Consider the following 13,505-nt stretch of genomic DNA (forward strand, 5'->3'; position numbering starts at 1 on the left):
AATGAAATGTTCGTACCGTTTTGGCAGTGCAACGTTATGCGCGAAGAGTCGATCTTGCTCGTCTCCGAATCGGGTCGGCCGCCGGAAGCTCGACTGCTTTATGACCCGCTCGAAATCGACATCGTGCAAGACGCCTGTAAATCGACACAGTATGTGCGAGGGAAAGACTGGATTTGGGAGGACGGACGACTGAAGCTGACTCCCCATTCGCGTGCCGCCTGGCTGACCGAGGAGCGACTGCACCCGACCGAGTCGGACGAAGTCCGGAAATGGCCGAAATACGGCGGAGGTTATGCGCTGGCGGAGAGCCCCCCTTTTTTTCACCGTCATCAGTTGCTTGTCACTTATACGCATGGCGGGCAGCATCGGGATTGGCCGGTGCCTCGGCGTGCAGAGCATGAGCTGCCGCAATTGTTCCGGAAACTGGCGAACGGCGAACCGGTTCGCATCGCGCTGTACGGGGACAGCATATCGGCAGGCTCCGATGCGAGCGGTCCGCTTCGCGTGCCGCCTTATTCGCCCGGTTGGGGAGAGAGGTTTGCCGGTATGCTTCGCGAAGCGTACCCGGCGTCGTCGATCGAATGGATCAATGCTTCCAAGGGAGGGACCACCTCGGCATGGGGGGCAGCAAATGCGTCGAATCTGGTGGCCGTGCACAAGCCGGATTTGACGATTGTGGCGTTCGGGATGAACGACGGCACGAGTAAAGTGCCGCCCGACGTTTTTCGGAACCAAACGAGCCTTATTATGAAGGAAGTGAAGCGGCTGCAGCCGTCGGCGGAATTCGCGTTGATCGCCACCTCTCTGCCGAATCCCGAGCTGACGATCGCGTCTGAGGGTGAGCATCGAAGCTACCGGGACGTTATTCGGTCCTTGACCGGACCGGGAGTCGTGATGGCGGATATGACGACGATGCACGAGCGGTTGCTCCAGTACAAGCAGTACCGTGATATGACCGGCAACAATATTAACCATCCCAACGATTTCCTGGCCGGCGTATATTCCGATTTTGTCGGCTCGTTGTTTTTATCCGCGCCGGCGCTAAGCAGTAAGGGATCATCAGGAGTGGGAGTTGAAGGGTGATTGCAAGGGGGAATGGAGGTTGAGCCTGACATCGAGATACGGATATAATGACCTTGTGGATTGAAAAAACACGAGATCTGTTTGGGAGGTACGGGAATGTGATCAGAAGACCTATCGAGTCGGCACAGGGGCAGTTTTACTTCGGACAAGATTTCCCTATCTTCGTGAACAGATCGAGCGAAAAATTCAGGCTGCAGGAGCATTCGCATGACTTCGTCGAGATTACATACGTGTCCGAAGGAAAGGGATTTCATTATATCGGAGATCGGATTGTGCCGGTAAGGAAAGGGGACTTGTTCTATATTCCCGTAGGTATTTCCCATGTGTTCCGTCCGGCGGATGCGGCTGTAAAAGATCCGTTGATCGTATATAACTGCATATTTGGCCTGGAACTGTTCGACCGGGTCTTAGACAGCCATTCGATGCTGCTTCCGTCGGAGGATGCGGGTGCTCTGCTTTCCATTCGAAACAGGACCGAGTGGCTTAAAGTGGAGGAGCGGTCTGCCGAAATGAGAAGCTTGATGCAGCGCCTTTATCAGGAATTCGCCTTCAGGCAGGAAGGCCGCGCCTTGATGATTCTCACTTATGTTGTCCAACTGCTGCTCGTTTTGTACCGCTCGATGGGCGGCAAACCCAGCCACACATGCGCCGAAGCCGACACCAGAATAGAAGAAGCGATCCGCTATATTCATCGTAATCTGGAAACGCCATTGTCGCTGACCGAAATTTCCGCGAAAATCAGTATCGGGAACAGGCAGTTCAATCGATTGATCAAGAAAGCGACAGGTCAAACTTATACCGATTATGTACACTCCATGCAAATCGAGCGTTGCTGCGAGCAATTGCGGACGACGGATCGGAAAGTTTACGAGATCGCGGAATCGATGGGGTTTAAAGACATGAAGCATTTCCATATCATATTCAAACGAAAAACCGGGGTTTCCCCGATGACATACAGAAAGAACGGTTACCTGGACAACATCTGATCTCTGTTTCACTGACGATTCGATCGGGTTCTTTTTACTCCACACAAGAAACGGGGTGCCGCCCGTATGTTGATCAAATCGATGAACCAATAGATTGATCTGGATTTGAGCTGTTTAACATACAACCTATGCAAGCTCGCGTTAGACCGTCTGAATAAAAACATCCTTGAGACTAAGAAAGCTGCGTAATATTTTCAAAATATGTGTTTTGTACTTTAAGCTTGATGCAACCCTTTTGAGCATAAGGAATTCTAAAATCGACTTTACGCGCAGGAATAGTATGGTTTGAGATCCATTATTAGAAGATTCGTGCGGCTGAACAGGAATATGCTTACGACGACACAATCAAGTAACAACTATAGTTTGATCCCATTGCGCCTCCAATTGTTGCAGAAAAGTGTTCGGTTTCGCTTGTTTGGTCTTCAACCGGTTCCAGGGCATCTGCGATATGGGCAATAGGCTACGCCTTCAGGAAATGATTCCTCCGGGAAAAGCTGCGTTTAAGGGAAGGGATTCCGGTAGACGTCGGCGTGGTAGAAGAGTTGTGGGAATTGGCCCGTTTGCTCGGTGTCGCGTCCTTGTGGGGGACATGAGACGGTGTGTGTAGAATGCAGGAAGGCTCCTTCGTTCAGCCTATTTGGGCTTGAATGAAGGAGCTGTCCCACCTCCAATAGGGTCAGGGACTTGTGCTCAGGAAAGCGGATCATTTCGGGAGACGCTCCCGCAGCTGCCCCGGACGAACAGCTCGGAAGGAATAACGACGTTTTGCGGCTGACGCTCTTTTTTGCGGGAAATCAGCTTGAACAGCATTTTGGCCGCGTTGTTTCCAATGACGTATAGGTCTGTGCTGTAGGAGGTGATGTCGTACATCTCGGCCAATTGGGAATTTTCGAAACTGACGACGGCGATATCGCGCGGAATGTCCATTCCGCGTTCTTTGGCGTACTTCAGAATGCCTACCGCTTGAACGTCCCGTCCGGCCACGATAGCCGAAGGCGATTCGCCGCTAGCGAAGAAATGCTCCATCGCCCGATATCCACTGGCCTTGCTGTCGTCCCCTACATAAAAAAGTCGTTCGTCCGGTTCGATGTACGCATCCTTCAGAGCGCTCGAATAGCCTTCATATCGGTCTTCGCTGACGAGAAAGTCGAGCGGTCCCGGACTGATAAAGGCGATCCGCTTATGACCTAGCTTCAGCAGATGGCTCGCGCACTCGTATGACGCCTGGAAATTGTCGATATCGACCGAGTCGACCGGTTTGTCCGAATAGTGGTTCCCCATGAATACAAACGGAAATTTGATCTCGATCAGCTGGTCGATGATCGTATGGTCGTGGTTCGGGATCAGAAACAACAGCCCGTCTACCGAGCCGCTGCGCGCAAGCTCGATGACCTTGGACGGCTTTTCCTTGTCAGGACGGTCCCAGGCAAGCAGCAGGTTGTAGCCCTTCTCACCGGCGACCTCGCCGATTCCTTGCAGCAAATTGGCGAAAAGCTGGTTGCCGGAAAAAGTGAAGATCGAGGAATCCGGATGTGGGACGAATATGCCGATATTGTTCGATTTCCGGGTGACCAAGCCTCGGGCGGCCGAGTTGGGCTGGTAGTTCAGCCGTTCGATCGTCTCGAATATCCGTTTTTTTGTTTCGGGCGCTACAGGGGCCGTTCCGTTAATGGCGAAGGACACCGTCGAGATCGAAACGCCGGCTTCCCGGGCTACGTCTTTAATCGTACTCATGCATTTAGGCTCCTTCGAGTGCAAGTGTTGTCTCTATTATATCGTTTTGATTGCGGTTGGTCCAATAAATTCGCCAAATTTATAAAACGTTTTTATATTGACCGTTATGAATATTTTGGTATAATCAAAATATAAATTGGTTTTTGGTGCGATAATGACTAAAAATCAATGGGTTCTAATTGTTTTTATTGTTTTTTTTATTTTTTTATAAAAACGTTTTTATTATTTGAGGGGGTGTTTTTAGTTTTGTGATAAAAGGTTTTTATCTTATGGCATTTGAACACAGTTCTTTAATGGAGAACGTTACGGGAGTCGATGAAATTGTTTGCAATGAATAGCGTTTACTTGCGTGAAGGGAGTGGACCAGATTGAACGAATGGAATCGAAACCGAGTCCGGGAGCTGGCTCCCGAGTACGTCACGATCTACGAATCGCCCGATCCGAGTCGTATATTCGCATACAGTCCCGGAATCGCCATTCTTCCGAACGGAAGATTGATCGCGACGCTGGATATTAGCGGCCCGGGAATGGCCGAGATGCCCGGGCCGAGCCGGAGGATTGAAGGAGGCGCGCTTTGGTGCGGCAAAATTTATACGTCGGACGATAACGGGCGTTCTTGGACGCACCGGGCCGACTTCCCGTTTATGCACGCCCGTCCGTTTGTGGCCGGCGACAGCGTGTACGTATTGGGTCACTGTCATGACCTTACGGTCATTAGCTCCAATGACGGTGGAGTGACCTGGAGCGAGCCCCGTACGCTCACGGAGGGGCAATGTTGGCATCAGTCCCCGGCCAACGTCGTTCACGCCAATGGAAACGTATACTTGGTCATGGAGCGGATCACGAAGCCGGATATCCATGGTTGGCCAGTCAGCGTGATGGCTCCGGTGCTGCTCCGCGGACGGGAGGATGCCGATCTGACCCGCCGGGACAATTGGACGTTCGCCTCGGAGCTCATCTTCGAAGAGGCGGTGCCGGAGGATGAGCTGGACTATTTCGGCGTCCCGTTTTACCGGGTCGAGGGGAAGGGGGGGCACAATCGGATAGTTCCCGGCAGAACTTGCTTTCGAATGGGCTGGCTGGAAACGAATATCGTCCGCTTCGTCGACGAGAACCATTACTTTTTCGATCCGACCGGACGTACGTTTCACTTATGGATGCGCGCGCATACGGGCGGAACCGGATTTGCAGCTATGGCGAAAGCGGTCGAGCGAGAAGACGGCACGATCGAGACGATGCTGGAAACGACGCCTTCGGGCAAACGCATTGCCTTCGTTCCTTGTCCGGGCGGGCAGATGAAGTTCCATATCGTGTATGACGAAATTTCTCAGCTATACTGGTTGCTGAGCACGCAAGCTACGGACAGCATGACGCGTGCGGAGAAGCTTTCGGATGACCGTTTCAGTTTGCCGAACAACGAGCGCAATCGACTGCAGCTTCATTTTTCCAAAAATGCGATCGATTGGTGTTTCGCCGGACTCGTTGCAAAGACGGAGCATTCCGCGGCGGCTCGCCATTATGCGAGTATGGTCATAGCGGGCGACGATCTGCTGATTTTAAGTCGATCCGGAGATGAAAGCGCTTCATGCGCGCATAACGGAAATTTGATTACGCTTCACCGTATCGATCGGTTCAGGGAATTGGCGTATTGATCGAATGAAACATTGTATAAAAGGGGAGATTGCGGTGTTTAACAAAAAAATTACGGGAATGGCGGTCGCCGCCGTATCGATCGGACTGCTCGCAGGATGTGGAGGAGGCAAAACGGGTACGGAGGCGGTTCCCGAGACGAAGACGGAGGAGCCGCCCAAGCCGGTAACGTTGAAAGTATACACGGCGGCGAACGATAGCGACTTTGAGAAATATTACAATCAGTTCGTCAAGAAAAAATTTCCGCATGTCACCTTGGAGAGGATGGAAAAAAAGGCGCAGCCGCCGTCGGTCGTATACCCGCAAATGCTGGCGGCGGGCACGATGCCGGACATCATTACGGAAGGGTTGACCAACTTGGCGGCGCTGAAGGAGTTAGACCTGATGACCGATCTGGGGCCGCTTGCCAAGAAGCACGGCTTCAACTTCGAACCCTACAATTCGAAAATAATCGAGAGCATCAAGTCGTACGGCGAGAAGGGCGAGATGTACTACTTGCCATTTTCCGTGCTCGGCTTCGCGCTGCACTACAATAAAGACATCTTTGACCGTTTTGGCGTTCCGTATCCGAAAGATTTCATGACCTGGGACGACGTGATCGAGATCGGTAAGCAACTGACGCGCGTGGACAGCGGCGTCCAATATGTCGGCATCCGTCCGCCGCTGCAGATGAACCGGATGTCCGGCCAGCTGTCGTTGCCGTATGCCGATGCGTCGTCCAAGAAGTCGCTTGTGAACAGTGCCGGCTGGAGACAACTTTTCGAGATGACGAAGCAGATAGAGGACGCGCAAGGCAAGCCGCCGGCCGATGCGTTTTTCCGTTCGCGCGACGTGTTTATGAAAAATAAAACGATAGCGATGCTTCCCGACATATTGGCTTTGCAGAATGTCGATATGGTCGCGATGGCGAATGGCGGTCTGAACTGGGACGTTGTGACGTTCCCGAGTTTCAAGGAAAATCCCCGTGTCGGTACCGGCGTCTTTTCGGACGGCTTTACCCTTCCGAAAGGAGGCAAAAACGAAGATATCGCGTTTCAGGTCATTGCCTACTTAAGCTCCGATCAGGAGGTGCAAACGAACTCCACCCGCTCCGGTCTCGTCACCGCCCTGAACGATGCGGGCATACGTGACCAGGCATTTGCGGACCATCCCGCGGCCAAGGGCAAAAATCTGAAACATATTTTCGACATGCAGTATCCGACACCTGCCCGATCGACCACCTATGACTCCGCTGTGCTCGGCATTATGAACAAATATTTGGTCAACTTCATTAACGGCACCACCGATGTCAACTCTGCGCTTCGAGATGCGGCGGAGGAAGCGGACAAAAAGATAGCCGAGCTTTCCGCCAAATAATGGAGGTAAAGGAGAGAGGGAAGATGGACGATCGGATGACCAGAAGAAAAGTGCTGACCGCCTTTGGTGTTGTTGGTTCGGCATTCGCGTCGCATGCGATGCTGAAGGGAATATCTTCGGCGTCGGCGGGAAGTCAATCCGTCATGAACCATATGTACGGGCTGGGGAGCAGCTTCCATTCACTCTGCTCGGTCGATTCGCTCGCCGAGTTGCGAACCTTCAACCCGCCGCACCCGTCGAGCGTACTCGTTACTGGCTATTACTCGCCCGGGGATGGGGGCGAAGGACTGTATGTGCTGGACGCCGCAGACACGACTTCGTCGGACAATGGCGGCACCGTAATCGCGGCGGTATCGGGCGGGCGCTGGAAGCTGGCGCAGGCTGAAGATATTAGCGCACGGCAATTCGGGGCAAGAGGCGACGGAAGTGCGGACGATTTCGCGCATCTGCAAGCATGGCTTAATTGCGGGTACAAATCGCTCTATTTGCCGGCTGGCAAATTTGTTGTCGACGGGAATACGCTGCACGTTCCTATGGGATTGGTCATCCGGACCGACGGGTACGCCTCGGAGCTGAACTTCCGCAATATGACGGGTATCGATGGCATGAACGTTTTGGAGGGCAATGCGCATGAGGCGCTTTCGATCGGGCCGCTGACGATACGGACGATCGGCACGATCGGCAGGTATGCGATCGTTACGCCCAATGGGACGGGTATTTTTGCCAATAAAAGGCCGAGATACGATTTCGACGTGTTTTTTCTCGGAGCGGACAGCGGGAAGACGATATTCCCGGGAGAAGGCTGGGACGTTGTCGTCCAGATGGGAGACGCTAGGGGCGGCACGGTCGCCCTGACCGGCTTCGGCACCTTCAATCCGAATGAGGACCCGGCAGGTCAACATCAGATGACAGGCATACGCTTATCGGGTGCGGTTGGCAACATCCAAGTGGATATGACCTTGAGGTTGAACAACTTGTATCGTGGCGTCGAGCTCGGCAGCGGGACGGAAGGCTTTCACATCGGAAGCGGCTCGGAAATCGTCGGCTGCTGGTACGGCATCGAGGCGACCAATTCTTCGTCCGAGCCTGGAGGGTTTATTACCGCATGTCATGTGAATGCCGTCGGTATGGCGTATAAGCTCGTGAAGCGCCCCGAAATGATCATTTCCGGCGTCTCCGCCTATCGATCCGACGCTTTTTTCAACCATTCCGGTGAATGGCGCGGCATTCACCTGGAAGATTGCCAACGAGTGCAGATTAGCGGGGCCAACATCGTGCATGGCTCATTGCCCCATCTATCGACTTCTGTAGGCGTATATGCGCTGCGTTCTTCCGGAACTGTCACAAATTACGATATCCAGAAGGCGGCGGATATCGGTTTTGTCATCGATGCTTGTCCCGATCTGACGATAGCGAGTGGCGCTTTCCTGGAAATTCCGAAGCTGTTCGAGCTGCGCAACGGCTCGACGGACATCACGATCGGCGCCTACACGCTGAGGGGTAATCACACGGCGGTGACGGCTTGCATCGCGATGGATGCGTCGATCAACCGAACGCGAATATTCGCGGTGCAAGACGTGCCGAATCCGGCGGTCAAGCGATACCAAGCGGTGAGTGTTTCAGCCGCCGGTACATATACGGTAAAGCCGAGAATGACCCCGACCGAGCTGCAATTCGCTCCGACGGCCGGAACTGCTGCTTACGTCTATGACATCATGTTGGATAAAGATCATTCTGTCGCGGGCGATACGGCCACGATCAAAGTTATCGGCTCCTCCTCCGCCAATCCGACCGTTCGTATTTTGAACGGGACCGGAGGAGCCGTACTCTCCTCGTTTGACAGTTCGGCCGGCGGCAAACGGATCGTTTGCGCATATTTGTTCGACGGTACAGGCTGGTTGGAACGTAGTGTAGTCGATTCGGCCGAAACATCCTATTAGTGCGAGTTCAAAAAGCCCGGTTTTCAGCACGAAGAAGATGGGATGAAGCTAGGAAATGAGGAGCGGTTTGTACAACCTCTAATAAAGGATGCGGGAGGTCTGAGATGAAAGACGATCGGGAGAACGCGTTGACGGTATCGCGCCTTTTCTCCGACCATGCCGTTATTCAGCGGCGAAAGGAGATACAAGTTTGGGGGAGTGCGCCGGACGGCACGGAAGTGACCGTAACGTTTGCTGGTCGAACCAGGTCGGCGATCGCCGAGAGCGGCCGGTGGAGCGTCCGGCTCGATCCAATGGAAGCCGGAGGTCCGTACGAGCTGCGCATAACGGACGGAGAACGGGAAATCGTCGCGCGCGATGTGCTTGTCGGCGAAGTATGGGTAGCCGGAGGACAATCGAATATGGGTTACTCGTTCTCGGAAATCGGCGGTGTGCATGCCGAGGGGGAATGCGAGGAACTGAATGGCTCACATGACTCGATCCGGCTATTCAAGGCGGCGGAGCATGCAAGCGATTGCCCGGAAACGGACTTCGCGGGTGGAGACTGGAAGCGGTTGTCTGCCGGGCTGCTGCCCGGCCTTGCCGCCATTCCGGTATATTTCGCCATCGAACTGCAACGCCGGCTGAATGTTCCGATCGGCATCGTCCAGCTGTCCAGAGCGGGCACGAAGGCGGCTTGCTGGGTTCCGCGGCGATTGGCGGCTCAGCCGGAGTTCGCTTATTTGCTCGAGGAGGAAGCTGTGGAGAGGGAGAAACTCAGTCACGAGAATCCGCACCGGCCGTTCGCCCTGTATCACGGGACGGTTATACCCGCCCAACCGTTTGCGATACGCGGATTTATTTGGTATCAAGGCGAAAGTGATGCGCTGGAAGGGAAAGCGGACCGGTACTCCCTTCTGTTTCCGGCTCTGATCGACGCCTGGCGGGATGGTTGGGACGAGCCGGATGCGCCGTTCCTGTTCGTGCAGCTGCCCGGATACGACAAAGGGACGGAGCAATGGGCGATCGTGAGAGAAGCTCAGCGACTGGCAGCCAAGCAAGTTCCCCATACGGGGATGGCTGTCACGATCGATTTGGAGGAGCGGGGCGAGCTGCATCCGAAGCGGAAACGACCGGTGGTGGAACGGTTGGCGCTGTTGGCGGGCGCGATCGTGTACGGCGATCGTGCAACCGGACGCGGTCCGGAGCTCCTGCGGGCATACGCGGCAAGCACGGGTACTTGCGTCACATTCGATATCGCCGACAGCGCGTTGGCGATCAAGGCAGGGGAGCCCCTCGACGGATTCGAGCTGTGCGGGGAGGACGGCCGATTCGTGTCGGCCCGGGCGGAGGTCGTCGGGCCGGATACGGTACGGGTCCTTCACGACGAGCTTGCGGAGCCGGTACGGATTCGCTACGGATGGGCGGCTGCGCCGATCGTCCGGCTTACAAACCGCGAGGGGAATCCGGCAAGTCCGTTTCGAACGGACATCAACAGAGAGATGGGAGAGCAACTATGACTGGAATGACCAAACAATCGGAACAATCGGAAACGAAGGCGGCAATGGCCGCTTGTTCGCTGAAAACCGAATTTCTCGATCGACCGCTCGGCATCGGGAAGAAGATGCCGCGTCTTGGCTGGGAATTGCAGGCGGATGGCCGATCCCGAACCCAGACGGGGTACCGGATCATCGTGTCCTCGTCGGTCGCAGGTGTGGAAAAGGGCGAAGGCGAGATGTGGGACAGCGGCCGTGTGGAGAATTCGCGCATGTCTTCCATTGCCTACGAAGGCAAGCCGCTATCCTCCGGTGGCCGGTACTATTGGAGGGTGAAAGTATGGGATGAGCGGAACCGCGAATCGCCGTGGAGCGAACCGTCGTACTGGTCGATGGGACTGTTGGACGAGGAAGATTGGCAAGCGAAATGGATCGGCCCCCGGCCGGGCGAACTGCTTGTGCCCGATCTGGATCAGGCGAAATGGATCGGTCTGCGTGCGCTGCCGGCCGATACTCCCGCCGGGGAAAAGAAAACGTATTTCCGCCGACTATTCGAGCTGCCGAAGGAACGGAAGCGCCACCGTGCGATGCTGTTGTTTTCGGCGGAAACGAAGCCGTTTCTGTACGTCAACGGCCGTCTCATCCACAGCCGGGCAGCACTCGGCTTCCGCAAGCTCGTCTTGCTCGATCTGACCGAGGAGCTTGCTGATGGTCGCAACGTGTTGGCTGTTTCGGTCGAAAATCCGGCGCGGCTGACCGAGACGGGCGGAGCATGCATCGGGACATTATTGCTGGTCGGGCCGGACGGCAAAACCCGTCTGTTGGATACAGACGGCACATGGAAAGCGACATTTGCCCCGAATTGTTCCGGATGGAATACGGCCGATTACGACGACTCGGGCTGGCCGGCTGCGGCCGAACTGGCAGCGGCGGGGGAACGCCCATGGGACTCGCCGTTCATCTTGCCGAGAAAGGAAATCGATTCTTGGCGCAACGACGTCTACTATGCCCGGAAAGAGTTCGCCGCAGACCGGCCGGTTCGCCGGGCTACGCTGTACGCTTCCGCGCTTGGCGTCTATGCGCCTCGTCTGAACGGAGTTCCGATAGGCTGCGACGTACTCGCTCCCGGCTGGACCGATTATGACAAGCGTGTCATGTACCAAACTTACGACGTCACGCCGCTCATTCGCGGCGGTCGCAATACGCTTGCCTCCGTCGTCGGGGAAGGATGGTATGCCGGCAATATCGGCCCGTTCGAGAACGCCCACTACGGGACGATTCCCCGCCTGCTCATGCAGTTGCATATCGAGTTTGAAGACGATTCCGAGCAGTTGGTCATAACGGACGGCACATGGAAGACGAGCCGAGGTCCGATCGAGTATGCCGATCTGGTCCATGGAGAAATATACGATGCCCGCAAGGAAATGCCTGGCTGGGACGAAGCCGGATTCGCGGACGATGGCTGGGAGCCCGTCGAGGAATGGGGTGTCGAACCGGAGAAGTTGACGGCGCAGATCGGTCCCGGCGTCCGGATCGTGGAGGATATCAGTCCGGTCAGCGTCCTCAAGCACCGCTCTGGCAGTCATATCATCGATCTCGGCCAAAACATTTCCGGCTGGATCAAAATCCGGGCGAGCGGCCCGGCGGGTACGCGGATTAAGATGCGCTTCGCCGAGATGCTCCAGGAAGACGGTGCGGTTTACACCGAAAATTTGCGCAATGCAAAGCAAACCGATCTGTTCATACTGAAAGGGGAAGGGGAGGAGACATATGAACCGACCTTCACTTTCCATGGTTTCCGCTACGTGGAGATATCCGGTATAGAGAAGCTAGACGCCGATCAGGTGACAGGACGCGTCGTCCATTCGGCCATGCCGCCCACAGGGACGCTGCATACGTCGGACCCACTGCTGAACCGGTTGTATGCCAACATTGTTTGGGGGCAGCGCGACAACTTTCTCAGCGTTCCGACGGATTGCCCTCAGCGGGATGAGAGACTCGGCTGGCTCGGTGATGCGCAAATATTTGCCGGAACGGCCTCGTACAATATGGATGTTCGCGGCTTTTTCGAGAAATGGATGATTGATGTCTCGGATGCTCAGCTCGACAGCGGAGCATATCCGGACATCGCTCCTAATGTGGGGGGATACCTGCGCGCCGGGACTGCGGCGTGGGCGGATGCGGGAATCATTATACCGTGGACGATGTATCTCATGTACGGGGACCGTAACATGATCGAGGTGCAATATTCGAGCATGCAGCGTTATATGGCCTTCCTCGAACGGGAAAGCCCGAGCGGCGTACGCCCGGCGGAAGGCTACGGCGACTGGTTGTCGATCGGCGAAGATACGCCGAAGGACGTGCTGGCAACCGCTTACTATGCCTATTGTGCCTCGTTAATGGAAAAAACGGCCATGGCGCTTGCCAGGCCGGCCGATGCGAGGCGTTACGGCGAGCTGTTCCGGCACGTCCGGGCCGCGTTCAACAAGAGATTTGTTACCAGTGACGGGAAGATTGCCGGGAATACGCAAACCGGCTACGTCCTGGCGCTTCATATGAAGCTGCTCGAACCGGACATGGCGTGCAAGGCGCTCGCGCATCTGCTCGACAATATCGGGCGAAATGGCGGTCATCTGTCGACCGGCTTCGTCGGTGTCGGTTATTTGCTGCCGGTATTGACGGATGCGGGAGAGGCGGAGGCCGCATACAAGCTGCTACATAATCGCACCTTCCCGTCATGGCTGTATTCGGTGCTGCAAGGAGCTACGACAATCTGGGAACGATGGGACGGCTGGACGGCAGAGAAAGGATTCCAGACGCCGGCGATGAATTCGTTCAACCATTATTCGCTCGGCTCCGTCGGAGAATGGATGTACCGCCATATGGCTGGAATCGTGCCGGACGAGACAGAACCCGGATTCGCCAAGTTCCGAATTCGTCCTCATCCCGGTGGCGAACTTGACTTCGTCCGGGCCGAATACGCTAGCGTCTCCGGCCGGATCGTCAGCGCGTGGAGCATCCGCGACCGGAAGCTCGTGCTCGACGTGAGCATCCCGGCCAATACGGTAGCCGAAGTCCACGTTCCGGCGGACGACGAAGCGGCTGTATACGAAGGGAACGTTCCCGCCTCGCAGGCTGAAGGGGTCGACTTCGTCCGCCGATCCGGCGAATATTGCGTGTATCGCGTCGGATCGGGCGATTACACGTTTGCGGCGCCAGCAACCGTTCTTCAGGCTTATACCGTTTTATAAATGATTCTTGCACCGGGTGCAGCCATATGT

8 protein-coding genes are annotated in these 13,505 nt (G+C 55.5%); 7 read left to right on the forward strand and 1 reads right to left on the reverse strand.

Translation table 11 applies throughout. The features are described from left to right. The first annotated feature begins 6 nt into the window (after positions 1-6). Both IDH45_RS11830 and IDH45_RS11835 read left to right on the forward strand, forming a co-directional pair. Positions 7-1,083, forward strand: a complete 1,077-nt coding sequence (locus IDH45_RS11830; protein WP_190927770.1) for an SGNH/GDSL hydrolase family protein — start codon at positions 7-9, stop codon at positions 1,081-1,083. A 98-nt stretch (positions 1,084-1,181) separates the two neighbouring features. Next, positions 1,182-2,069, forward strand: coding sequence for a helix-turn-helix domain-containing protein (locus IDH45_RS11835; protein WP_190927772.1), 888 nt, complete (start codon positions 1,182-1,184; stop codon positions 2,067-2,069). A 690-nt stretch (positions 2,070-2,759) separates the two neighbouring features. On the opposite strand, the gene IDH45_RS11840 is transcribed toward IDH45_RS11835, so the two are convergent. After that, positions 2,760-3,803: a LacI family DNA-binding transcriptional regulator gene (locus IDH45_RS11840; RefSeq protein ID WP_190927774.1), complete on the reverse strand. Its 1,044-nt coding sequence runs from the start codon at positions 3,801-3,803 to the stop codon at positions 2,760-2,762. A 368-nt stretch (positions 3,804-4,171) separates the two neighbouring features. Between IDH45_RS11840 and IDH45_RS11845 the strand changes: the two genes are divergently transcribed. The 5 genes from IDH45_RS11845 (at position 4,172) to IDH45_RS11865 (ending at position 13,475) form a co-directional block, all read left to right on the forward strand. Continuing rightward, the gene (locus IDH45_RS11845; protein WP_190927776.1) at positions 4,172-5,455 is read left to right on the forward strand and encodes a sialidase family protein; all 1,284 of its coding nucleotides are present in this window, start codon (positions 4,172-4,174) and stop codon (positions 5,453-5,455) included. Between the two features lie 34 nt (positions 5,456-5,489). Further along, the gene (locus IDH45_RS11850; protein WP_190927778.1) at positions 5,490-6,809 is read left to right on the forward strand and encodes an ABC transporter substrate-binding protein; all 1,320 of its coding nucleotides are present in this window, start codon (positions 5,490-5,492) and stop codon (positions 6,807-6,809) included. A gap of 23 nt (positions 6,810-6,832) precedes the next feature. Further along, on the forward strand, positions 6,833-8,749 hold the full coding sequence (locus IDH45_RS11855; protein ID WP_190927780.1) for a hypothetical protein: 1,917 nt from the start codon (positions 6,833-6,835) through the stop codon (positions 8,747-8,749). Between the two features lie 104 nt (positions 8,750-8,853). Then, positions 8,854-10,248 carry a sialate O-acetylesterase gene (locus IDH45_RS11860; RefSeq protein ID WP_190927782.1) on the forward strand — a complete coding sequence of 465 codons (1,395 nt, stop codon included), beginning with the start codon at positions 8,854-8,856 and terminating at the stop codon, positions 10,246-10,248. After that, positions 10,245-13,475 carry a family 78 glycoside hydrolase catalytic domain gene (locus IDH45_RS11865; RefSeq protein ID WP_190927784.1) on the forward strand — a complete coding sequence of 1,077 codons (3,231 nt, stop codon included), beginning with the start codon at positions 10,245-10,247 and terminating at the stop codon, positions 13,473-13,475. Before IDH45_RS11860 ends, IDH45_RS11865 begins: the two co-directional genes overlap by 4 nt. Positions 13,476-13,505 lie beyond the last annotated feature (30 nt).

Source organism: Paenibacillus oceani (assembly GCF_014705615.1).
Lineage (GTDB): Bacteria > Bacillota > Bacilli > Paenibacillales > NBRC-103111 > Paenibacillus_AB > Paenibacillus_AB oceani.

Coding starts and splice junctions, on each gene's coding strand:
- IDH45_RS11855 (WP_190927780.1), top strand. CDS start 6,833: ATGGACGATCGGATGACCAGAAGAAAAGTGCTGACCGCCTTTGGTGTT.
- IDH45_RS11830 (WP_190927770.1), top strand. CDS start 7: ATGTTCGTACCGTTTTGGCAGTGCAACGTTATGCGCGAAGAGTCGATC.
- IDH45_RS11860 (WP_190927782.1), top strand. CDS start 8,854: ATGAAAGACGATCGGGAGAACGCGTTGACGGTATCGCGCCTTTTCTCC.
- IDH45_RS11840 (WP_190927774.1), bottom strand. CDS start 3,803: ATGAGTACGATTAAAGACGTAGCCCGGGAAGCCGGCGTTTCGATCTCG.
- IDH45_RS11865 (WP_190927784.1), top strand. CDS start 10,245: ATGACTGGAATGACCAAACAATCGGAACAATCGGAAACGAAGGCGGCA.